Annotated in this window: 25 protein-coding genes, 1 tRNA gene and 1 rRNA gene; 20 read left to right on the forward strand and 7 right to left on the reverse strand. The window is 39.0% G+C overall.

Annotated elements, in window-relative coordinates; all coding sequences use genetic code 11:
• The first annotated feature begins 35 nt into the window (after positions 1-35).
• From rrf to GPZ88_RS06200, 3 genes are all read left to right on the forward strand, one after another.
• Positions 36-151, forward strand: a 5S ribosomal RNA gene (gene rrf / locus GPZ88_RS06190).
• A 5-nt stretch (positions 152-156) separates the two neighbouring features.
• A tRNA-Asn gene (locus GPZ88_RS06195) sits at positions 157-230 on the forward strand.
• 144 nt (positions 231-374) lie between these two features.
• On the forward strand, positions 375-851 hold the full coding sequence (locus tag GPZ88_RS06200; RefSeq protein ID WP_039696070.1) for a sigma-70 RNA polymerase sigma factor region 4 domain-containing protein: 477 nt from the start codon (positions 375-377) through the stop codon (positions 849-851).
• A 32-nt stretch (positions 852-883) separates the two neighbouring features.
• Here GPZ88_RS06200 and GPZ88_RS06205 read toward each other — a convergent pair whose 3' ends face one another.
• A complete protein-coding gene (locus GPZ88_RS06205; RefSeq protein WP_166043726.1) occupies positions 884-2242 on the reverse strand; it encodes an aspartate kinase in 1359 nt (452 codons plus the stop codon).
• Positions 2243-2338: 96 nt separating this feature from the next.
• Between GPZ88_RS06205 and GPZ88_RS06210 the strand changes: the two genes are divergently transcribed.
• The 14 genes from GPZ88_RS06210 to GPZ88_RS06275 all read left to right on the forward strand — a co-directional run bounded on the left by GPZ88_RS06210 (position 2339) and on the right by GPZ88_RS06275 (position 13917).
• Positions 2339-2986: an HAD family hydrolase gene (locus GPZ88_RS06210; RefSeq protein ID WP_074603757.1), complete on the forward strand. Its 648-nt coding sequence runs from the start codon at positions 2339-2341 to the stop codon at positions 2984-2986.
• A 190-nt stretch (positions 2987-3176) separates the two neighbouring features.
• Entirely contained in the window at positions 3177-3965 is a 789-nt protein-coding gene (locus GPZ88_RS06215) for an enoyl-CoA hydratase (protein ID WP_039695989.1), read from the forward strand.
• 115 nt (positions 3966-4080) lie between these two features.
• On the forward strand, positions 4081-4515 hold the full coding sequence (gene fabT, locus GPZ88_RS06220; RefSeq protein ID WP_039695988.1) for a fatty acid biosynthesis transcriptional regulator FabT: 435 nt from the start codon (positions 4081-4083) through the stop codon (positions 4513-4515).
• A gap of 2 nt (positions 4516-4517) precedes the next feature.
• A complete protein-coding gene (locus tag GPZ88_RS06225; RefSeq protein WP_039695987.1) occupies positions 4518-5492 on the forward strand; it encodes a beta-ketoacyl-ACP synthase III in 975 nt (324 codons plus the stop codon).
• 60 nt (positions 5493-5552) lie between these two features.
• Complete coding sequence (locus GPZ88_RS06230) at positions 5553-5777, forward strand: acyl carrier protein (RefSeq protein ID WP_006531079.1); 225 nt, start codon at positions 5553-5555, stop codon at positions 5775-5777.
• A gap of 164 nt (positions 5778-5941) precedes the next feature.
• Positions 5942-6910: an enoyl-[acyl-carrier-protein] reductase FabK gene (gene fabK / locus GPZ88_RS06235; protein ID WP_074603751.1), complete on the forward strand. Its 969-nt coding sequence runs from the start codon at positions 5942-5944 to the stop codon at positions 6908-6910.
• A gap of 45 nt (positions 6911-6955) precedes the next feature.
• Positions 6956-7876, forward strand: a complete 921-nt coding sequence (fabD, locus tag GPZ88_RS06240) for an ACP S-malonyltransferase (protein WP_166043728.1) — start codon at positions 6956-6958, stop codon at positions 7874-7876.
• A gap of 9 nt (positions 7877-7885) precedes the next feature.
• Complete coding sequence (gene fabG, locus GPZ88_RS06245; RefSeq protein WP_157628733.1) at positions 7886-8617, forward strand: 3-oxoacyl-[acyl-carrier-protein] reductase; 732 nt, start codon at positions 7886-7888, stop codon at positions 8615-8617.
• A gap of 66 nt (positions 8618-8683) precedes the next feature.
• Positions 8684-9916: a beta-ketoacyl-ACP synthase II gene (fabF, locus tag GPZ88_RS06250; RefSeq protein ID WP_006531083.1), complete on the forward strand. Its 1233-nt coding sequence runs from the start codon at positions 8684-8686 to the stop codon at positions 9914-9916.
• Between the two features lie 2 nt (positions 9917-9918).
• On the forward strand, positions 9919-10395 hold the full coding sequence (gene accB, locus GPZ88_RS06255; protein WP_074561347.1) for an acetyl-CoA carboxylase biotin carboxyl carrier protein: 477 nt from the start codon (positions 9919-9921) through the stop codon (positions 10393-10395).
• A complete protein-coding gene (fabZ, locus tag GPZ88_RS06260) occupies positions 10392-10814 on the forward strand; it encodes a 3-hydroxyacyl-ACP dehydratase FabZ (RefSeq protein ID WP_003067515.1) in 423 nt (140 codons plus the stop codon). The genes accB and fabZ overlap by 4 nt, the downstream gene beginning before the upstream one ends.
• A gap of 87 nt (positions 10815-10901) precedes the next feature.
• The gene (locus GPZ88_RS06265) at positions 10902-12272 is read left to right on the forward strand and encodes an acetyl-CoA carboxylase biotin carboxylase subunit (protein ID WP_158913184.1); all 1371 of its coding nucleotides are present in this window, start codon (positions 10902-10904) and stop codon (positions 12270-12272) included.
• A gap of 8 nt (positions 12273-12280) precedes the next feature.
• Positions 12281-13147, forward strand: coding sequence for an acetyl-CoA carboxylase, carboxyltransferase subunit beta (gene accD / locus GPZ88_RS06270; RefSeq protein WP_074603747.1), 867 nt, complete (start codon positions 12281-12283; stop codon positions 13145-13147).
• Entirely contained in the window at positions 13144-13917 is a 774-nt protein-coding gene (locus GPZ88_RS06275) for an acetyl-CoA carboxylase carboxyl transferase subunit alpha (RefSeq protein ID WP_074965456.1), read from the forward strand. Before accD ends, GPZ88_RS06275 begins: the two co-directional genes overlap by 4 nt.
• 127 nt (positions 13918-14044) lie before the next feature.
• On the opposite strand, the gene serS is transcribed toward GPZ88_RS06275, so the two are convergent.
• From serS to GPZ88_RS06305, 6 genes are all read right to left on the reverse strand, one after another.
• A complete protein-coding gene (gene serS, locus GPZ88_RS06280) occupies positions 14045-15322 on the reverse strand; it encodes a serine--tRNA ligase (RefSeq protein ID WP_166043730.1) in 1278 nt (425 codons plus the stop codon).
• A gap of 247 nt (positions 15323-15569) precedes the next feature.
• Complete coding sequence (locus GPZ88_RS06285; RefSeq protein WP_003067503.1) at positions 15570-15941, reverse strand: DUF956 family protein; 372 nt, start codon at positions 15939-15941, stop codon at positions 15570-15572.
• Between the two features lie 77 nt (positions 15942-16018).
• A complete protein-coding gene (locus GPZ88_RS06290) occupies positions 16019-16930 on the reverse strand; it encodes a PTS system mannose/fructose/sorbose family transporter subunit IID (protein WP_039695974.1) in 912 nt (303 codons plus the stop codon).
• Between the two features lie 14 nt (positions 16931-16944).
• Positions 16945-17748 carry a PTS mannose/fructose/sorbose transporter subunit IIC gene (locus GPZ88_RS06295; protein WP_074870041.1) on the reverse strand — a complete coding sequence of 268 codons (804 nt, stop codon included), beginning with the start codon at positions 17746-17748 and terminating at the stop codon, positions 16945-16947.
• 166 nt (positions 17749-17914) lie between these two features.
• Entirely contained in the window at positions 17915-18907 is a 993-nt protein-coding gene (locus tag GPZ88_RS06300; protein ID WP_074561342.1) for a PTS sugar transporter subunit IIB, read from the reverse strand.
• A gap of 328 nt (positions 18908-19235) precedes the next feature.
• Positions 19236-20051 (reverse strand): HAD family hydrolase, encoded by an 816-nt coding sequence (locus GPZ88_RS06305; RefSeq protein WP_166043732.1) that lies wholly within the window; start codon positions 20049-20051, stop codon positions 19236-19238.
• Positions 20052-20137: 86 nt separating this feature from the next.
• Between GPZ88_RS06305 and GPZ88_RS06310 the strand changes: the two genes are divergently transcribed.
• From GPZ88_RS06310 to GPZ88_RS06320, 3 genes are all read left to right on the forward strand, one after another.
• Positions 20138-20722: a hypothetical protein gene (locus GPZ88_RS06310; protein ID WP_166043734.1), complete on the forward strand. Its 585-nt coding sequence runs from the start codon at positions 20138-20140 to the stop codon at positions 20720-20722.
• A 101-nt stretch (positions 20723-20823) separates the two neighbouring features.
• On the forward strand, positions 20824-21423 hold the full coding sequence (locus GPZ88_RS06315) for a DUF1361 domain-containing protein (protein ID WP_039695971.1): 600 nt from the start codon (positions 20824-20826) through the stop codon (positions 21421-21423).
• Positions 21424-21527: 104 nt separating this feature from the next.
• Positions 21528-22949: an NCS2 family permease gene (locus tag GPZ88_RS06320; protein ID WP_039695970.1), complete on the forward strand. Its 1422-nt coding sequence runs from the start codon at positions 21528-21530 to the stop codon at positions 22947-22949.
• The last annotated feature ends 100 nt before the right edge of the window (positions 22950-23049 follow it).

Consider the following 23049-nt stretch of genomic DNA (forward strand, 5'->3'; position numbering starts at 1 on the left):
TAGGTATTCAATTTTGATTGGATAATCAATCATAGTTAAGTGACGATAGCCTAGGAGATACACCTGTTCCCATGCCGAACACAGAAGTTAAGCCCTAGCACGCCTGATGTAGTTGGGGGTTGCCCCCTGTTAGATATGGTAGTCGCTTAGCATTTATCCGCCATAGCTCAGTTGGTAGTAGCGCATGACTGTTAATCATGATGTCGTAGGTTCGAGTCCTACTGGCGGAGTTTAAAAGCGGTAGACGGAGAGCAACTCAGATGAGTTGCCTTTTTTTGTGCATCAATTTGGACATTTTTGTCATGTTCCTTTTTCCTAATCCTTTTTATAATAAGAGTACCTTAACATAAAAAAGGACAAAGGAGATAGAAACAGTGGATTTTGAACGTTATTTTCAAACCGTTAAACCAATTATTTTAAAATTACGCCGTCATTATTTTGTCAAACTTTGGGATTATGAAGATTGGATTCAAGAAGGTCGAATTGTTTTCTTTCAACTCTTAGAGGAACATCCAGACCTCTTAATTAATGAAGGCAAACGCTATAGCTACTTTAAAACAAAATTTTCTAACCATGTTAAAGATATTATCCGCCATCAGGAATCCTTTAAGAGGAAATTTAATCGTATGCCTTATGAAGAAATTGGTGATATTAGTCACTGTGTGCCCCAGGTATCTTTCTTTGAAGTCGCAGATTACGTGGCTTATCAGGATAGCTTAGCACGTTTACGAAGAACATTGGGAAGAGAAGACCGACTAAAGTTGGAAAAAGTGATTCGTGGGGAACGTTTTGAAGGGAAGAAAGCCTTTTTAAAAAGCATTGAACCGTATTTCTCAGATTTTAGACCATAAAAGAAAAGACCAGAGGATTCTGGCCTTTTTACTTACTCTTCTGCCCGGAAGAAGGCTTTGTAAAGTGCTCGAACGGCTTGTTTTTCGTGTTCTGTTTGTGTAACGAACATGACAGATACTTCGCTTGATCCTTGAGAAATCATTTCCAAGTTAATGTGCTTATCTGAGAGAGCTTTGGTTGCTGTTGCTGTGACACCAATATGATTTTTCATATCTTCACCTACAATCATGATGATTGAAAGATTGTGTTCAATATCGACTTCATCTACGCCAAGTTCACGAGTTAAGTATGAAGTGATTTCTTGTTCTTTGATTGGTGTAAGTTCACGTTCGCGAACGATGACTGACATGTCATCGATACCTGTTGGGATGTGTTCCCAACGGATATTTAGGTCTTCAAGAATTTGAAGGACTTTGCGACCAAATCCGACTTCGCGGTTCATGAGGTATTTAGACAAGTTGATACTTGCAAATTCGTCATCAGCTGCGATACCAATAACAGGTACAGTTGGTCCACTGTGTTTTAGTGTGATTCGAGTTCCTGGGTGTTCAGGGTTGTTGGTATTTTTGATAACGAGAGGAATTTTGCCGCGGTAAGCAGGAATAAGTGCTTCGTCGTGGAGCACTGAAAATCCAGCATAAGCAAGTTCACGCATTTCACGGTATGTTAATTCTTGGATTGTGTGAGGTTTGTGAACCACTCCTGGGTGAGCTGCAAAGATACCATCGACATCAGTAAAGTTTTCGTACAAGTCTGCTTTAACACCTGCTGCAACGATAGAACCTGAAATATCTGAACCACCACGTGAGAATGTACAGATTTGACCATCAACTGTTACACCAAAGAAACCTGGGATAACAAGGATTTCCTCTGAATCACGTAATTCTTCGAGTTTATCGTAGCTTGATGGAAGAATACGAGCATTTCCTGGTTCACTTGAAACAATGATACCTGCTTCTTTAGGGTGAACATAGCGTGCATTGAGGCCGTTTTTACGGAAAAATTCTGCTACAAATTTTGCGTTGTTATCTTCACCAGCTGCAAGAAATGTGTCATATAGGAATTCGTTACATTCAATAGGAAGTGTCGCAAGATTTGTAATCGCACCTGCAATTTTGCTCATAATTGATGAACTGAGTCCAAGCTCATCTGCAATGGCTTGGTAACGGTTAATAATCCATTCTTGTGCAGCAGTGACATCATCACCTGAGGTGTAGTTCTTGTAATACTTAATAAGAGCATCGGTTACCTTAGTATCTTCTGAGTTACGTTTTCCGGGTGCTGATACAACAACAAAACGTCGTTCGTTATCAGATTTCACAATATTCAAAACTTTTTTTAGTTGTTCAGCCGAAGCCAGTGAACTACCACCAAATTTGATTACTTTCATGACCTTCTCCACTTTTCTAAAATTTGTATACAATTATAGCAAAATTCTGAAAATTTGTCAGTAGTTTTTCAAATAAAAAGATAGTATAATAGAGGAATGGAAAAATTTAAAGCAATTATTTTTGATATGGATGGTGTCTTATTCGATACCGAGACGTTTTATTATCGCCGTCGCGAGAAGTTTTTGACTGACAAAGGGATCGGTATAAAGCACTTACCACCTAGTTTCTTTATCGGCGGTAATATGAAACAAATCTGGCCAGACATTTTGCGTGATGATTTGGACAAATGGGACACTGATCAGCTGCAAAAAGAGTATTCTATTTACAAAAAAACGCATCCGCTTCCTTACAAAGACTTGATTTTTGAAGATACTTTTAAAGTGGTCAAAGGACTTTTTGAAAAGGGGTACCGTTTAGGGCTAGCTTCTAGCTCAACTAAACATGATATTTTGAAAGCTCTTGAGGAAACTCAGTTGTTAGCATATTTTTCAGTGATTTTATCAGGTGAGGAATTTGAAAAGGGAAAACCACATCCCGCGATTTATCAAGAAGCACGAAAACAACTTGGCTTTAACAATGACGAAACGCTAGTTATTGAAGATAGTGAAAAAGGTATTCAGGCTGGTGTTTCTGCCGATTTAGAGGTTTGGGCGATTGAAGATCAGTTATTTGATATGAACCAAAGTAAGGCAAGTCGTCTGGTGAACAATCTAACACAAGTTATTGAAGAATTAAGCAAATAATGATGTCAAAGTAGGATTACTCCTACTTTTTTCATATAATAGTTTGATATTTTAAATATTAAAAAGTCAAACTAAATTGCTTAAAATGCCATTTTTCTCTTGATTTATCAATGAATAATGTGCTAAAATAGCTGGTGCTAAATAGTTAAATTATCAAACTATTTTTATCACATCTGATGGAGGTAGGTAGATGTCTTTCGATAATGTGATTTATGAAAAGGGAGAAGTCGCAACTTTGACCTTGAATCGCCCAGATATTTCGAATGGTTTTAATATTCCAACTTGTCAAGAAATTCTTGAGGTTTTAGACTTAGTGAAAACAGATGATTCTGTGAAAATTTTGGTCATTCAAGCAGTTGGTAAAGTCTTTTCAATTGGTGGGGACTTGGCTGAGATGCAACGTGCGGTTGAATCTGATAACGTCGAATCACTAGTTGAAATTGCAAGTTTAGTTAATAAAATTTCCTTTGCCATGAAAAAATTACCAAAACCAGTGATTATGAGCGTAGATGGTGCGGTTGCTGGTGCAGCAGCAAATATGGCTGTTGCGGCGGATTTTGTGGTCGCAAGTGAAAAAGCCAAATTTATTCAAGCCTTTGTTGGTGTTGGTCTTGCTCCTGATGCTGGAGGACTTTTCTTGATGAGTCGCGCTATCGGAACAACACGTGCGGTTCAGTTAGCTATGACTGGTGAAGGGGTAAATGCAGAAAAAGCCTTTGAATATGGCATTGTTTATCGTCTTTGTGAATCTGAAAAACTAGAAAGAACGACAAATCAGTTAACGAAACGTCTGCTTCGCGGTTCAATTAATTCATACCGTGCCATCAAGGAAATGTCTTGGAAAGCCCAATATGAAGGCTGGGAAGACTATACAAAACTTGAATTGCAACTTCAAGAAGAATTAGCTTTTAAGGAAGATTTCAAAGAAGGTGTTCGTGCTTTTGCTGAAAAACGCCGTCCGAAATTTTCAGGAAAGTAATGTAAATAATAGTTTGATTTTCAAATTATTTTTCCAGTTTGACCCGAAATACCTTGCAAAATATTTTGATGTTTGATATACTTTGATTGTCAAAGTTTATTTAGGAGGTGAAATCTTGGATTATAATAGAATTAATGAATATTTGGTTGATATTTTTAATCGTGTTCAGGTTATCGAAGAGACTAGTTTGCGAACAAGTCAATTCAACGATGTTTCATTAAAGGAAATGCATACCATTGAGATTATTGGTAAGAATTCTAATGTGACTCCAAGTGATATTGCACGTGAGTTGATGTTGACCCTCGGTACAATAACCACTAGTTTAAATAAGCTTGAGGCAAAAGGTTATATTGAAAGACGACGTTCGAAATTGGACCGTCGTGTGGTTCATTTAACTTTGACAAAAAAAGGAAGATTATTAGATAGGCTTCATCATAAATTCCACAAAAATATGGTTTCTCATATTGCGGAAGACATGAATGAAGAAGAACTAGAAGCTCTTTTGAGAGGGCTTAAAAATCTTCACAAGTTTCTTGAGGAGTTAATGTAATAATGGTATTTGCAAGAATTGCTCAGGCAGCAGCCTATGCCCCTGAACAAGTGATTACAAACGATGATTTGTCTGAAATCATGGACACCAGCGATGAATGGATTTCATCACGTACGGGAATTAGAAGACGACATATCACTCGAGATGAAACAACTAGTGATTTAGGGACGCAAGTTGCCAAGCAACTACTTTCAAAAGCTGGTTTATCAGCTGTGGATATTGATTTCATCATTGTTGCAACAATTACCCCTGATAGTCTGATGCCGTCAACAGCAACTCGTATTCAAGGAAATATCGGTGCTGTAAATGCTTTTGCCATGGATGTGACAGCAGCATGTAGTGGCTTTGTGTTTGCTCTTTCGACTGCGGATAAATTTATTCAATCGGGTATCTATAAGCGCGGTATCGTCATTGGTGCTGAAACATTGTCAAAAACACTGGACTGGTCTGACCGAAGCACTTCAGTTTTATTTGGTGATGGTGCTGGTGGTGTTTTGCTTGAAGCAACAGAAACAAAACATTTCCTAGCAGAATCATTAAATACTGATGGAAGTCGTGGTCTTAGCTTGACATCAGCCAAAGTTGGCTTGTCTTCACCATTTTCTGAAAAAGAAGAGGATGATAAGTTCTTGAAAATGGATGGTAGGGCTATCTTTGATTTTGCAATCAGAGATGTGGCTAAGAGTATCAAGACTCTTATTGATGCTTCTGAAGTTTCAGCTGAAGATCTTGACTATTTGCTTTTGCATCAGGCTAATATTCGCATCTTGGATAAAATGGCACGAAAAATGTCTATTGACCGAGATAAGTTTTTGGCAAATATGATGGAATATGGTAATACCAGTGCGGCGAGTATTCCAATTCTCTTATCAGAATCAGTGGATAAGGGACTTATCAAATTAGATGGTTCTCAGACAATTCTTCTATCAGGATTTGGTGGAGGTTTGACATGGGGAAGTCTAATTGTTAAAATCTAGTTACAAACTTGTGCATTATAGCATGAGATATTATATATATTTATTAAGGAGAAATTAATCATGGCAGTATTTGAAAAAGTACAAGAAATTATCGTTGAAGAACTTGGTAAAGAAGCAGAAGAAGTGAAATTGGAAACTACTTTCGATGAACTTGATGCTGACTCACTTGATGTTTTCCAAGTAATTTCTGAAATTGAAGATGCATTTGATATCCAAATCGAAACTGAAGAAGGTCTTAACACTGTAGGTGACTTGGTTGCTTACGTTGAAGAAAAAACAAAATAATGACATGGCTGGAGTTGGGATTAAAAACTAACTCCACTATATATTTAGTAGAAAGGGCTGTGGGATAGGTTGCTAGTAAGCGAAAACTTATCTTACTCCCTCTCTTCTTATTATGATAGTTTGACTATCAAATTATTGTTTGGTAAAGACTAAGAAGGTTTAACATGAAAACACGTATTACAGAATTATTAAATATCAAATATCCAATTTTTCAAGGAGGTATGGCTTGGGTTGCTGATGGTGACTTGGCTGGTGCCGTTTCAAACGCTGGTGGTTTAGGTATTATCGGTGGTGGTAATGCCCCTAAAGAAGTTGTTAAAGCAAATATTGATAAGGTTAAACAAATTACTGATAAACCTTTTGGTGTTAATATTATGCTTTTGTCACCATTTGTTGATGACATTGTTGATCTTGTGATTGAAGAAGGGGTCAAAGTTGTCACAACTGGTGCTGGTAATCCAGGTAAATACATGGAACGTTTTCACGAAGCAGGTATCACTGTCATTCCAGTTGTTCCTAGTGTTGCACTTGCAAAACGTATGGAAAAACTTGGTGCAGATGCGGTTATCGCTGAAGGTATGGAAGCTGGTGGTCATATTGGTAAATTGACAACAATGACACTTGTGCGTCAAGTTGTTGATGCGGTTAGTATTCCAGTTATTGGTGCTGGTGGTGTCGGTGATGGACGTGGTGCAGCAGCTGTCTTTATGCTTGGTGCTGAAGCCGTTCAAGTGGGAACTCGCTTTGCTGTTGCCAAAGAATCTAATGCTCACCAAAACTTCAAAGACAAAATTTTAAAAGCAAAAGATATTGATACGGTTATTTCTGCGTCTGTCGTTGGACATCCAGTACGTGCCGTTAAAAATAAATTGACAACATCATATGCTCACGCAGAGAAAGACTTCTTGGCAGGTCGTAAGACAAAAGAAGACATCGAAGTATTGGGAGCAGGTGCTTTGCGTAATGCTGTTGTCGATGGTGATGTTGTGACTGGTTCAGTCATGGCAGGTCAAATCGCAGGTTTGATTCGTAAAGAAGAAACATGTGAAGAAATCTTAAAAGATCTCTACTATGGAGCTCAAGAAGTTATCTTAGAAGAAGCTAAACGTTGGGCTGATATTGAGAAAGATTAAAATTTCTATTTAAATAAAAAATCAAATTCCGTTTGGGAGGATTTAATGACGAAAACTGCCTTTTTATTTGCTGGTCAAGGGGCTCAAAAACTTGGAATGGCAAGTGATTTATACGAAAAATATCCTATTGTAAGGGAGACTTTTGATCAAGCTAGTTCTATTCTTGGCTATAATCTTCGTGATTTAATTGATAAGGAAGAGGATAAATTAAATCAAACACGCTATACACAGCCAGCTATTTTGACAACTTCTGTTGCGATTTATCGTTTATTGCAAGAGAAGGGCTTTAAAGCAGATATGGTTGCAGGGCTTTCACTTGGTGAGTATTCAGCCTTGGTAGCTTCAGGAGCTTTAAACTTTGAAGATGCTGTTGCTTTGGTGGCAAAACGTGGAGAATTTATGGAAACTGCAGCTCCAGCTGGAACTGGGAAAATGGTTGCTGTCATGAATACAGAAGCGTCTCTTATTGAAGAGATTTGTCAAAAAGCTTCTATTAAAGGTGTAGTGACACCAGCTAACTATAACACACCAGCACAGATTGTGATTGGTGGTGAGACTGAAGCTGTGAATTATGCTGTGGAATTGCTTAAGCAAGCCGGTGTGAAACGCCTGATTCCGTTGAAAGTATCTGGGCCTTTCCACACAGCTTTGTTAGCACCAGCTAGCAAACGACTTTCAGAGGTTCTTGATAAAGTAACGTTTTCAGATTTTCAGGTTCCTTTGATTGGAAATACTGAAGCTAAAGTCATGCAGTACGGCGATATCAAAGCTTTACTTGCTAGACAAGTGAAAGAACCAGTTCGTTTTTATGATTCTATCGAGACCATGCGTAAGCTTGGCATGACAGAAGTTATTGAAATTGGTCCAGGTAAAGTTTTGAGTGGCTTCCTTCGTAAAATTGATAGAAGTATTCCAACAGCAAGTGTTGAAGACGAAGCAAGCTTAAGTGTTTTGCTAGAAAAATAGGAGATAGTCATGGATATCAAAAATAAGAATGTTTTTGTAACTGGGTCAACCCGCGGAATTGGTTTAGCTATTGCCCACCGTTTTGCAAGCCTTGGGGCTAATGTAGTGCTTAACGGTCGTTCAGAAATTTCAGCAGAATTGCTTGATAGCTTTAAAGATTATCAAGTGAAAGTTGCTGCCATTTCTGGTGATGTGTCACAATTTGATGATGCTAAACGCATGGTTGATGAAGCAATCGCGAAACTTGGTTCTGTTGATATTTTGGTTAACAATGCTGGTATCACAAATGATAAATTGATGTTGAAAATGACTGAAGCTGATTTCGAATCAGTGCTTAAAGTGAATTTGACAGGTGCTTTCAACATGACACAATCAGTCTTGAGACCGATGACGAGAGCGCGTCAGGGTGCTATTATTAATTTATCTAGCGTTGTTGGTTTGACAGGAAATGTAGGTCAAGCAAACTATGCAGCTTCAAAAGCTGGTTTGATTGGTTTTACAAAATCAGTTGCGCGTGAAGTTGCCGCACGTGGTGTTCGAGTCAATGCTATTGCTCCTGGATTTATCGAGTCAGATATGACAGATGCGATTCCTGAAAAAATGCAAGAAGCTATTTTGGCAGGTATTCCGATGAAACGTATCGGTAAAGCTGAAGAAGTGGCAACAGTAGCAAGCTTCTTAGCTGAGCAAGAATACTTGACTGGACAAGTCATTGCAATTGATGGTGGTATGGCAATGTAAACTATTGTTTGCTTTGCTGTAATAGTTTAAAATTAGAAGTATAATTTCTCTTAAAAGGAGACAAAAATGACATTAAATAGAGTTGTAGTAACAGGTTACGGTTTAACATCCCCTATCGGAAATACACCAGAAGAATTCTGGAACAATCTTCATGATGGTAAAATTGGTATCGGACCAATTACTAAATTTGATAATTCTGAAATCCCAGTTCATAATGCTGGGGAAATCCATGATTTTCCTTTTGATAAATATTTTGTTCGTAAAGATAAAAACCGCATGGATCAATATTCACTTTATGCGATTTATGCGACTTTAGAAGCTCTTGAAAATGCAAAACTTGATATGGATACAGTTGATCGTGACCGTACTGGTGTCATCGTATCATCTGGTATCGGTGGTTTGCAAGAAATGCAAGAACAAATCATTCGTATGCACGAAAAAGGTATCAAACGTATTCAACCAATGTTCATCCCTAAAGCTTTGTCAAATATGGCTGCTGGTAACATTGCTCTTCGTATTGGTGCGCGTGGTGTATGTAAATCAATCACAACTGCTTGTGCCTCATCTAACGATGCTATCGGTGAAGCATTCCGTGAAATTAAATTCGGTTACCATGACGTGATTTTAGCTGGTGGTGCTGAATCTACAATTAATGAAATTGGTATTGGTGGTTTCAATGCTTTGACTGCCCTTTCTACAACAGAAGACCCAGCTCGTTCTGCTATTCCATTTGATAAAGATCGCAATGGTTTTGTTATGGGTGAAGGTGCTGGTGTGCTTGTTCTTGAAAGTCTTGAACACGCTCAAAAACGTGGTGCAACAATTCTTGCTGAAGTTGTTGGTTATGGTAGCAACTGTGATGCTTACCACCAAACAACACCAACTCCTGATGGTTCAGGTGCTGCAAAAGCTATTGAATTGGCTATCAAAGAAGCTGGTATTTCACCAGAAGATGTTGACTATGTTAACGCACATGGTACATCAACTCAAGCTAATGAAAAAGGTGAAAGCAAAGCTATCGTCACTGTCCTTGGTAAAGATGTTCCAGTATCTTCAACAAAATCATTCACAGGACACCTTCTTGGTGCTGCTGGTGCTGTTGAAGCTGTCGCAACTATCGAAGCTATTCGCCACAACTACATTCCAATGACTGCTGGTACTCGTGAATTGTCAGAAGATATCGAAGCAAATGTAGTTTACGGACAAGGTCAAGAAGCAGAATTAGAATATGCCATTTCAAATACATTCGGATTTGGCGGACACAATGCTGTTCTAGCATTTAAACGTTGGGAGGCTTAAGCGTGAATATTTCTGAAGTGAAAGACTTGATGGCTCAATTTGACCAGTCAAGTCTACGTGAATTCTCATTTAAAACAGGTGAGTCTGAATTAACATTTAGTAAAAATGAATACACTGCGCCTGTAGCACCAGTTGCTGCAGCTGCCCCTGTTTCAGCTCCTGTTGAAGTGGCTGCGGCACAAGCACCACAAGCAGCAGCACCTGCTGAGGCTGAAGTAGCAGCTGATACTGATATTTTTGCTGAAGGTGAAGAAGTACCAAGCCCACTTGTTGGGGTAGCTTACCTTGCACCAGCTCCAGATAAACCAGCCTTTGTATCAGTTGGTGATGCTGTTAAAAAAGGTCAAACTTTGTTAATCATTGAAGCTATGAAGGTCATGAATGAAATTCCAGCTCCAAAAGATGGTATTGTGACAGAAGTGATGGTAAATAACGAAGACGTTGTTGAATTTGGACAAGGATTGGTACGTATTAAATGATTGATATTAAACAAATTCGTGAAGCTCTACCACACCGTTACCCAATGCTTTTGGTTGACCGTGTGCTTGAAGTGAGTGATGATGAAATTGTTGCTGTTAAAAATGTGACAATCAATGAACCATTTTTCAATGGTCACTTTCCAGAATACCCTGTTATGCCAGGGGTTCTCATCATGGAAGCTCTTGCTCAAACAGCAGGTGTTCTAGAACTTTCAAAAGAAGAAAATAAAGGGAAATTGGTCTTTTATGCCGGAATGGATAAAGTACGTTTCAAAAAACAAGTTGTTCCAGGTGACCAATTGATTATGACAGCGAAATTTGTCAAACGCCGTGGTACGATTGCTGTGGTTGAGGCAAAAGCAGAAGTTGATGGGAAATTAGCAGCTTCTGGCACATTGACGTTTGCTATTGGTAGTTAAGAAATAGTAGTTTAACGTAAACTGTGACAAAAAAAGAATTTTGACTGGAATGCTAATACATTCCAAATAGGAGGAAAAAGCAGACGTATGTTTAAAAAAATATTAATTGCCAATCGTGGAGAAATTGCGGTACGTATTATTCGTGCGGCACGTGAATTGGGAATCAATACGGTAGCTGTCTATTCTGAAGCTGATAAAAATTCTTTGCATACGATTTTGGCTGATGAAGCAATTTGTATCGGTCCAGCTCGTTCGACAGACTCTTATCTTAATATGAATGCCGTCTTGTCAGCTGCTATTGTAACAGGTGCTGAAGCCATTCACCCTGGATTTGGTTTTTTGAGTGAAAACTCAAAATTTGCAACCATGTGTGAAGAAATGCACATCAAATTTATCGGACCAAGTGCTGAAATCATGGATAAGATGGGGGATAAAATCAATGCCCGTGCAGAAATGATTGCAGCTAATGTCCCTGTTATTCCTGGATCAGACGGTGAAGTCTTTACGGCAGATCAAGCGCTTGAAGTTGCTGAAAAACTCGGCTATCCAGTGATGCTAAAAGCCTCAGCTGGTGGTGGCGGTAAAGGAATCCGTAAAGTTGAATCAGCCCAAGAGCTTGTACCAGCTTTTGAATCAGCTTCTCAAGAAGCTTTGGCAGCTTTTGGTAATGGTGCTATGTATATTGAAAAAGTGGTTTACCCGGCTCGCCATATCGAAGTTCAAATCTTAGGGGATTCTTACGGTAATGTGGTTCACCTTGGTGAACGTGATTGTTCGCTTCAACGTAATAACCAAAAAGTGCTTGAAGAAAGTCCATCAATTGCTATCGGTAAAACCCTTCGTGGTAAGATTGGTGATGCAGCTGTACGCGCAGCCAAAGCCGTTGGTTATGAAAATGCAGGTACGATTGAATTCTTGCTTGATGAAAAGACATCACAATTCTATTTCATGGAAATGAATACACGTGTTCAAGTTGAGCACCCTGTAACAGAATTCGTCACTGGTGTTGATATTGTCAAAGAACAAATTCGTATTGCAGCAGGGCAAGAATTGTCTGTGACACAAGACGACATTAAAATCACAGGTCATGCTATCGAATGTCGTATCAATGCTGAAAATCCGAAGTTTAACTTTGCACCAAGTCCTGGTAAAATTACAGATTTGTATTTGCCAAGTGGTGGTGTTGGATTGCGTGTAGACTCTGCTGTTTATAATGGCTATACGATTCCACCATATTATGATAGTATGATTGCTAAAATCATTGTACATGGTGAAAATCGTTTTGATGCTTTGATGAAAATGCAACGTGCCCTTTATGAATTGGAAATTGAAGGTGTGACAACAAACGTTGAATTCCAAATGGATTTGATTTGTGATGAGCATGTGATTGCAGGGGATTATGATACTTCATTCTTGATGGAGACATTCTTACCAAACTACAATAAGGAAAATGATTAGGAGATTTCATGGCTTTATTTAGTAAAAAAGATAAGTACATCCGAATTACTCCCAATAACTCTATTAAACAATCGGAACCTCGTGAAGTTCCTGAGGTTCCTGATGAATTGTTTGCCAAGTGTCCAGCTTGTAAGCACATGATTTATCAAAAAGACTTAGGGGTTGCAAAGATTTGTCCAGCTTGTTCTTATAACTTCCGTATTTCTGCTAAAGAACGTTTGGCGATTACAGTAGATGAAGGTAGCTTTGAAGAACTTTTTACTGGGCTTGAAACAAGTGACCCACTTAAGTTCCCTGGTTATCAGGAAAAATTGGCTAAAATGCGTGAAAAGACTGGCCTTGAAGAGGCTGTCGTTACTGGTAAAGCTTTAATTAAGGGAGAAAAAGTAGCGCTTGCTATCATGGATTCTAACTTTATCATGGCTTCAATGGGAACAGTTGTCGGCGAAAAAATCACACGTTTATTTGAAATGGCGACTGCTGAAAAACTACCTGTTGTTATCTTTACAGCATCAGGCGGTGCTCGTATGCAAGAAGGTATCATGAGTTTGATGCAAATGGCAAAAATTTCAGCTGCTGTTAAACGTCACTCTGAAGCTGGTTTATTCTATTTGACAATCTTGACTGACCCCACAACAGGAGGGGTGACAGCAAGCTTTGCCATGGAAGGTGACATTATCCTAGCAGAACCGCAAGCTTTGGTTGGTTTTGCCGGTCGTCGTGTTATTGAGACAACGGTGCGCGAAAACTTACCTGAAGATTTCCAAAGAGCAGAGTTTCTTTTAGAACACGGTTTTGTGGATGCCATTGTTAAACGTACAGAAATGCCAGACACAATTGCTAAATTAGTTGCGTTTCATGGAGGTGCCAAATGAGTAGCGACGTATCAAGAATTTTGAAAGAAGCGCGTGATCAAGGGCGTTTGACAACCTTGGAATATGCTAATTTGATTTTTGATGACTTTATGGAACTTCATGGAGATCGTCATTTTGCTGATGATGGAGCAATCGTTGGGGGAATTGCTCGACTTGCCGGTCGTCCTGTGACAGTTATTGGTATTCAAAAAGGGAAAAATTTACAGGAGAATCTAAAACGCAATTTCGGTCAACCGAATCCAGAAGGTTACCGCAAGGCGCTTCGCTTGATGAAACAAGCCGAGAAATTTGGTCGTCCTGTCGTTACTTTTATCAATACTGCTGGAGCTTATCCAGGTGTTGGTGCAGAAGAACGCGGACAAGGTGAGGCTATTGCACGTAATTTACTTGAAATGAGTGATCTTAAAGTACCGATTATTGCTATTATTATTGGTGAAGGTGGTTCTGGAGGTGCTCTTGCACTTGCTGTGGCCGATAAGGTATGGATGCTTGAACACAGCATGTATGCGATTTTGAGCCCAGAAGGCTTTGCCTCAATCCTTTGGAAAGATGGTTCACGTGCAACCGAAGCTGCAGAACTGATGAAAATAACAGCTGGAGAACTTTACAATATGGGAGTTATTGATAAAGTGATTCCAGAACATGGTTATTTTTCAAGCGAAATCGTTGAGATGATTAAGACAAATCTTATTTCTGAACTAGAGGAGCTTAGCCAACTTCCTTTGGAACAATTACTTGAAAATCGTTATCAACGCTTTAGAAAATTTTAAAAATCCCGCATTGTACTAGCCTCAAGTCACAGAAATCATTTTCTTGATTTTGAGGATGGTTCAAAGGGGATTTTTTCTTATACAAAAACACCTGCTAATCAAGTGATTAGTAGGTGTTTTAGGTTTATTATTTAGGTGAGATAACTTCAGCCCCACCCATGTATGGACGAAGTACTTCTGGAATTGTTACAGAACCATCTTCATTTTGGTAGTTTTCAAGGATAGCAGCAACTGTACGTCCAACTGCAAGACCTGAACCGTTAAGAGTGTGAAGAAGTTTAACTTTACCATCAGCTTCGTCACGGTAACGGATTTGTGCACGACGTGCTTGGAAATCTTCAGTATTTGAACAACTTGAGATTTCACGGTAAGTGTTTTGAGCTGGAATCCAAACTTCTAGGTCGTAAGTTTTAGCAGCTGAGAATCCCATGTCTCCAGTACATAGTGTGATAACGCGGTATGGAAGGCCAAGTTTTTGAAGGATGTTTTCAGCATTGACAACCATTTTTTCCAATTCATCGTATGAAGTTTCTGGTTTAGAGAATTTAACCATTTCAACTTTGTGGAATTGGTGAAGACGAATCAAACCACGAGTGTCACGACCAGCAGAACCAGCTTCTGAACGGAATGATGGGCTCATTGCTGTGAAGTAAACTGGAAGTTCTTTACCATCAAGGATTTCACCGCGGTAGTAGTTTGTAAGAGGAACTTCAGCAGTTGGAATAAGAACGTAGTCAGAATCAGCTAATTCAAATGTGTCTTCTTTGAATTTAGGATATTGACCAGTACCAAACATTGAGTCATGGTTTACCATGTATGGAGGAATAACTTCTGTGTAACCTTCTTTAGCGTGTTCATCCAACATGAAGTTGTAGATAGCGCGTTCTAGGCGAGCTCCAAGACCTTTATAGAATAGGAAACGAGAACCAGTAACTTTTGCACCACGTTCCCAGTCAAGGATGTCAAGATCTTCACCAAGATCCCAGTGAGCTTTGATATCAAAGTCAAATTCACGAGGTGTTCCCCAACGACGAACTTCAACGTTTTCGTCTTCGTCAGCACCGACAGGAACATCAGCAGCTGGGATGTTTGGAAGTGTTGCTGTGAATTCAGATATTTTTTCATCGATTTCAGCTAGTTCAGCGTCAGTAGCTTTGATGTCTGCTGACAATTTTTGCATTGCAGCGATTTGTTCAGAAGCATCTTCTTTGTTGCGTTTTGCTTGAGCGATAGCTGCAGAAGCAGTGTTACGTTCAGCTTTAGCTGATTCAGATTTAACAAGCAATTCACGACGTTTGTCGTCAAGTTCTTTAAGTTCAGCAAGTTTTTCAGCAGCAACGCCACGTGTAGCTAATTTTTTAGCGACTTCGTCGAAATCGTTACGAATACGTTTGATGTCTAACATAAGTTTCCTCCAGTTTTTTTAGCGCTCATAGGGTTAGCTGTGCCCAGATGAACAAAAAGCACAGCATGTTAACTGCTGGAGCGCAATCGCGCGGTTCCATCCAGCTTCACATCCTGTGCACTTAATTTCTATTTTTAATTGATATAACGGTAGAATTTCAGATCTGTCGCTCTATCTGCTCACAGCAACCGCAGACTTTCTGAAAGAGCTCCACTCTTACTTATCCGTACTATTTATTATACTAGATTTATTTCTTTTTGACAAATCCTGTTAGTTTTTTCATAAGGACTTGAACAAGTGTAAGCATACGAACAACTTTGTCGTTTCCGATATGTTGGCGAGCCACTTTTAAGATTTTTCCTGAGTCTTTTGAAGCAAAAAGGAATTTTCCTTTGTCTGTAAAGACTTCAAAGTGACGGCTGACTTTGTTACGAGAAACGTTAGCGCCGATTTTTTCGATGTTTTCCCAAGGAATTTGGATATAATCTTCGACGTTAGCGTCGCTATAAAATTCAAGACCTTTGTTACCGAGAAGGAATTTGCCAACTTTTCCTCCCATACCAAGGTAAGAGACACCAGTAGTCGTTAATTCCACGGTAGAGTTAAGTGATTGTGCCATGTAATCTCCTCTGAATTAGCTTTTAGTCTATTATAACATAATAAAAAAAGAAGGACCGAAATCCTTCCTTTCTTTTTTTACATGATTCCGAAGAAACGAGCGATGATACCAACGATGAACAATCCGATGATGATTGTGATTGGAGAAACTTTTTTCTTAAGCAACCACATGCAAAGGAATGTAAGAGCAAGTCCCATCAAACCAGGAATCAATGAGTTCAATTGACCTTGAAGTGTGTTAGCTTTTTCTGGTGAAAGGCTAAGTCCATCAGCCACTTTACCAAGAATACCTTGGAGTTCAGTACCAGTTACGTTTCCTTTAGGGAATTCGATGTAAGCACCTTCTGAAAGTTTAGTTGAAGGAAGATCAACAGTGAAGTTAATTGATACCCAACGTTCAACCAAGACAGCCAAGATGAACATACCAAGGATTGAAGCACCTTTAGTGATTTTTTGGATGATACCACCTGAAAGGTCTTTAGTGATTTCAGAACCAGCTTTGTAACCAAGTTCTTGAGTGTACCACAAGAATGCCATACGGATGATGTTCCATCCGAAGAAGAATAGAAGTGGACCAACGATGTTACCTGCCATAGCAAGTGAAGCACCAAGGGCACCAAGAATAGGACGAACTGTAAACCAGAAGACTGGGTCACCAACACCAGCAAGAGGTCCCATCATACCGATTTTAACCCCTTGGATAGCTGTGTCATCAATTTCAGCACCATTTGCACGTTCTTCTTCAAGGGCAAGAGTTACACCGATGATTGGAGCAGCAACGTATGGGTGAGTATTGAAGAATTCCAAGTGACGTTCAAGAGCAGCAGCTCGGTCTTCTTTAGATGTATAAAGTTTTTTGATAGCAGGGATCAAAGCGTATGCCCAACCTAAGTTTTGCATACGTTCGTAGTTCCAAGATCCTTGAAGGAAAGTAGAACGCCACCAAACTTTTTGACGATCAGATTTTGATAATTGAAGTTTTTCAGCCATGTTTGTACCCCTTTCTAGTAGTCTTCCAAGATGTCGCCGATTGGGTCACCAGAACCTGAAACAGTTCCGCCACCGTTTCCACCTTTCGCTGAAAGGTTAAGGTAGATGAAGGCAAGAGCAACACCAATTGTACCAAGGGCGATAAGAGTAAGGTCAGAGATAGCAGCAACGGCAAAACCGATTGCGAAGAAAGGCCATACTTCGCTTGTAGCCATCATGTTGATAACCATAGCGTAACCTACGGCAACAACCATACCACCACCGACAGCCATACCACCTGACAACCAGTCTGGCATAGCGTTAAGGATAGATTGTACTGCTGAAGTTGGTACTGCAAGAAGAAGAGCAGCAGGAACAGCAATACGAAGACCTTGAAGGAATAGAGCTACCAAGTGAGTACGTTCAACTGCAGCGATGTTACCTTCTTTAGCAGCAGCGTCAGCACCGTGAACAAGGGCAACAGAAGCAGTACGAACAAGCATAGTAAGGAAAAGACCTGCAACGGCAAGAGGGATAGCTGTTGCTGTTGCAACTGCGATACCTTTAGAAGTGAAGTCTCCACCTTTAACCATGATGATAGCAGCAGCTACAGAAGCAAGGGCAGCATCAGGCGCAACAGCGGCACCAATGTTAGCCCAACCAAGAGCGATCATTTGTAGAGAACCGCCAAGGATGATACCTGCTTCAAGGTTACCAGTAACAAGACCGATAAGTGTGCAGGCAACTAGTGGTTGGTGGAATTGGAATTCGTCAAGGATACCTTCAAGACCAGCGAAGAAGGCAACTACAACGACTAAAATCATAGAAATAACTGACATTATTCTAGTTCCTTTCGTTTATAAAAGTTTTCAATGTGCAATTGTAAGCCAGAAACCAAGGCTTACATGTTTTGGATAAAAACAGGAAAGTTTGATTCTCACGACAGGTGAAAGCCCTTCATAGAAACGCTTTCTTTTTCACCCTGCTGAAAGCTTAATTCAAAAATTATTGAACGTTTGCTTTTTTGATTAGATCAAACAAGTCTTTTTTAGAATCATTAGGGACTTTACGAACATCGAATGTTACGCCAAGGTCACGTAATTTTTCAAATGTAGCAACGTCATCTTTGTCCATTGACAATACGTTGTTAACCATTGTTTTACCTGTTGAGTGAGCCATTGAACCAACGTTAAGTTCTTTAATTGGCACACCGCCTTCGATAGCTTCAAGAGCTTCTTGAGGTGTTTCAAACAAGATAAGTGCGTGTGTGTTACCAAAACGAGGGTCTTTAGAAGCTTCAATCAATTTCTTGATTGGAACAACGTTTGCTTTAACACCGTTTGGTGCTGCTTGTTTGATCAAGCCTTTACGCAATTCATCTTTAGATACAGTGTCAGATGCAACGATGATACGATCAGCTTTAGAAGCTGGTGTCCAGTTTGTTGCAACTTGTCCGTGAAGAAGACGTGTGTCAATACGAGCGAGGTTGATTTTAAGTTTACCATCACCGATGACAGTTCCTTCAGGGATAGCACCTTGAGGAGCAGCTTGTGCGGCAGGCGCTGCAGCAGCTGTTTCAGCTGGGTTGAGTTCTTCAGGAAGTGCTTTAACACCGTCTTTAGACTCTTTAATGATATTTGCGGCAACTTGTTCAACACCTGCATTTGCGTCCATCATACGCTCAGTGTAGGCTTGGATAAGCATTGGCAAATTAAGACCTGTAATGATAGCCATCTTGCGGTCTGGATTTTCACCCATTACGCGACTAGCTTGGTTAAATGGAGAACCACTCCAAAGGTCAGCTAGTACGAGGATTTCATCATCAGCATCAAATTGTGCGATAGCATCGTTGAAGTGTGCATATAAATCATCAGGTCCTTCGCTTGGCATGAAAGTTACAACTTGAACTTTCTCTTGGTCACCAAAGATCATAGAACCTGATTGATGAATACCTTCAGCAAATTTACCATGGCTGGCAATAATAATACCGATACCCATTCTTGTTCTTCCTCCTTATGATTATTTTTCGTTGAAACAAAAAAGAATAATCTCCTTCCGGACAAGTCCGGCAATTCTTTTCCGTTCCAAGGAAATTTTAAGAACGATATTATTGTAAAACGTTTTCACAAAAAATGCAATAGCTTTTTGAGAAAAAATAACAGAAATCATGAAAAATTTTCAGAAATCCGCAAAATAAAGCGATTAAATTGTATAATTCGCAAAATAATGTTCGGGAAAAATGCTATGTTTTTTTAAATAATCATGAAAAGGTTTTGAAAACGATGAAAAAAAGAAAAAACTTCCTAAAAAGAAGTTTTTCAGAAATTTATAGAAAAATTTTCGCCAATTCTTTCGCAACACCGTCTTCTTCGTTGGTGAAGTCTGTTTGTTTGTCAGCAAATGGTAGGAGTACGTTGCTAGCATTTTTCATGGCGTAGCCTGTACCGGCGAAGGTCAACATTTCAGTGTCGTTGTGTTCATCACCAAAGGCAATCAAGTCTTCTCGGTTCATATTTAGAGTTTTTAGTAAGTACTTGAGAGCATAGGCTTTGTTGACGCCTTTAGGTGAGAATTCCAAGATATTAAGTGGTCCGCCCCATGAATCAATTTCGATTTCGTGGTTGAAGTATTTGCGCATTTCATCGGCAAGAGCATATTTGTCTTCGTGATGAGTTTGCATCAAAAGACCATTTGGATTTTCGGTAATTTTTGTTACATCAAGTGTCATTTTATCGGTGATTTTATCGACACCAAAAAGTTGTGGATTGATGATGTCGTGATTATCGGCACTGATGAAGAATTTTTTACGGTATTCACTAGCGATAAAGTCTGCTTGGATACTTTTTTGGATGTCTAGGACATCAAGCAGGTATTGTTTATCGATAGTGACGCTGTGTTCAAAGTCCCATTTTTTTTCGGGAAGGTGTGTCAAGGAACCGTTAAAGGTAATCATAGGTGTCTCAAGTTGTAAGCGACGGTAGTGCTCAAGAGCCATACGGTATGGGCGACCTGTCGCAATAACGACCTTGTGACCTTTTTCTTGTATTTTTTTAATCGTATCAACAGTATAATCTGAGATGGTATTGTCACTGCGCAGCAGTGTACCATCCAAATCAAGAGCAATCATTTTTTTCTTTGTCATAGGTGTTATTATAACAAAAAAGAGTGGCAAAGAAAAAGAAAAGTAGGTATGATATAATGGTTTTAATAAAAAATGAGGTTACGCTAATGTATAAAATTTTTTGGAGTCATGTGTTTGCTTTAGGGATTATTTTAAGCATTACTTTCTTTCATGCAGATAGCAATGGGGTGATGAATGATGTGCTATTTTCATTGTTAACAGTGGAAATGGGATTTTTCTTTTTTTATTTTAAACACATTGTTCTACGAGTGGCAGCATTTGTCTTATGGTGTTTTTTCTACCCGAATAATTTAAATGTCTTGTTCAGTGTGGCAGATAGGTCATGGGCAACATCTGTTTTATGGTCAGCTGACGGGATGACATCATTTATGATTTATTTGGCAGTGCTAGTATTTTCATTGGTTGCAGGGACACTAAGTTTGCGAATGATTTTAAAACCTTTGAAATTAAATCAGTATATTCAAGTATTCTTTGTGATGGGAGTAGCATTCTTTGCAAGTTTACTTTTTCAGGTACTCCGAACATTAGGCATTACATGGAAAGTGATTATTAATCAACACTTAAATATCTTTGAAGAAGCGGCGAAAGCTTTATCGACGATTAACATGCCTTTTATTCTTGGGTTGATGGTCGTTCAGGTCATGATGTTTGTTGTTCTTGATAATGATTAATAGAAAAATGGAGGCGAGGTATTCTCGTCTTCATTGCTTGTTTTAAAGGGTAATTTAGGTGCTTTTCTGCTATAATAAGTCTTAAGAAAGGGGGAGAAAATATGGTTAAAAAGAATGTTTTGATTCACATCTTTTTTGGAATCATTTCGTTTGGCATTTATTATTACCATTTGCAAGGTCCAGATCTGGTATGGAACATGTTTTTGGCGCTGCTAGCTCTTGATTTTTCACTTCTTTCCTACTGTACAAAGCAAAAAGTGGTGAGATGGTCAAGTGGTCTCTTATGGTTGTTTTTTTATCCGAACACCTTTTATATGCTAACCGATATTGTTCATATGAATTTTACTGATTCGGTTTTATGGAATAAAACTAGCTTGATTCTGTACATGTTGTACGTGTCTAGTATCTTATTTGGGGTTCTATGTGGCATTGAAAGTGTGAAGAATATAGTGGTGACTTTTAAGTTAAAAAATTATTATATCCGAATGTTTTTCGTTATAATTCTGTCTTTTGTTTCGAGTTTCGCGATTCATATTGGACGTTATGCAAGGTTAAATTCTTGGGATATTTTCACTAGACCTGGTCTTGTTATTGATGAAATTTTGAATGTAATTAGCTGGAATGCTATTCATTTCGTGCTTGGTTTCACTTTTTTGCAGGTTTTATGTCTTATTTTTTTAGATCGTGAAAATTTTAAATAAAGTTATTGAAAACTGAACAATCTTTTGGTAGAATATATAAGTCGTTCGGAAATAGAAGAAAAAGCGACTATTATTAACCTTATTAAAGGAGAAACCATTTAAAAATGGAAAAGTTTTTTAAACTTAAAGAACATGGTACAGATGTTCGTACAGAAGTAACTGCTGGTTTAACAACATTCTTTGCAATGTCATATGTATTGTTCGTTAACCCATCAATCCTTTCACAAGCTGGAATGCCTACACAAGGTGTGTTCCTTGCTACAATTATCGGTGCTGTTGTAGGTACATTGATGATGGCCTTCTACGCTAATCTTCCATATGCACAAGCACCAGGTATGGGACTTAACGCCTTCTTCACATATACAGTTGTCTTTTCACTAGGTTACTCTTGGCAAGAAGCTCTTGCGATGGTCTTCATCTGCGGACTTATCTCACTTGTTATTACAGTAACTAAAGTTCGTAAATTGATTATTGAATCAATCCCAGCAGCATTGAAATCAGCTATTTCAGCTGGTATCGGTATTTTCCTTGCTTATGTTGGTATTAAAAATGCCGGCTTCTTGAAATTCTCTATCGATGCTGGTACTTATACAGTTGCTGGTACTGGTGCTGATAAAGGTCTTGCTTCAATTACAGCTAACGCATCAGCTACACCAGGTTTGGTCGCTTTTAACACACCAGGTGTTATCCTTGCTTTGATTGGACTTGCCATCTCAATCTTCTTTATCGTTAAAGGAATTCGTGGTGGTGTTATCCTTTCAATTGCTGCAACTACAGTTGTTGGTATTTTGATTGGTGTTGTTGATCTTGGTTCAGTTAACTGGGCTGCAACTAACTTGTCAGCTTCAATCAATGATTTGAAAGAAATCTTTGGTGTAGCTCTCGGTAGTCAAGGTCTTGGTTCATTGTTCTCAGATGCTTCACGTATTCCAGGTGTCTTGATGGCAATCCTTGCTTTCTCATTGACAGATATCTTTGATACAATCGGTACACTTGTTGGTACCGGTGAAAAAGTTGGTATTATTGCTTCAACTGGTGAAAACAAAGAGTCTAAAGCACTTGATCGTGCCCTTTATTCTGACTTAGTTGGTACTACACTAGGTGCCATCGCAGGTACTTCAAACGTTACAACTTACGTTGAATCTGCTGCAGGTATTGGTGCTGGTGGTCGTACTGGTTTGACTGCTCTTACAGTTGCCGTACTATTTGCTATCTCAAGCTTCTTTAGCCCACTTGTTTCAATCGTTCCTACACAAGCAACAGCTCCAATTCTTATTATCGTTGGTGTCATGATGCTTTCAAATCTTAAAAACGTTAAATGGGATGATCTTGGCGAAGCAGTTCCAGCATTCTTCACATCAATCTTTATGGGATTCAGCTACAGCATTACTTACGGTATCGCTGCTGGATTCATCACTTACACATTAGTTAAAATTGTAAAAGGTCAAGCAAAAGAAGTTCACGCTGTTATGTGGGTTCTTGACTTCTTATTCATTCTTAATTTCGTTAGCTTGGCTATTTTATAAAATATAGTTTTTGACAAAAAGCTGAAGGTACGTTCTCTCACCTTCGGCTTTTTTTGTATGGTGAAAGTGGTAGAAAGCTTGTCATTAGTGAATTTAATAG

This window comes from Streptococcus ruminicola, from assembly GCF_011387195.1.
GTDB classification, from domain to species: domain Bacteria; phylum Bacillota; class Bacilli; order Lactobacillales; family Streptococcaceae; genus Streptococcus; species Streptococcus ruminicola.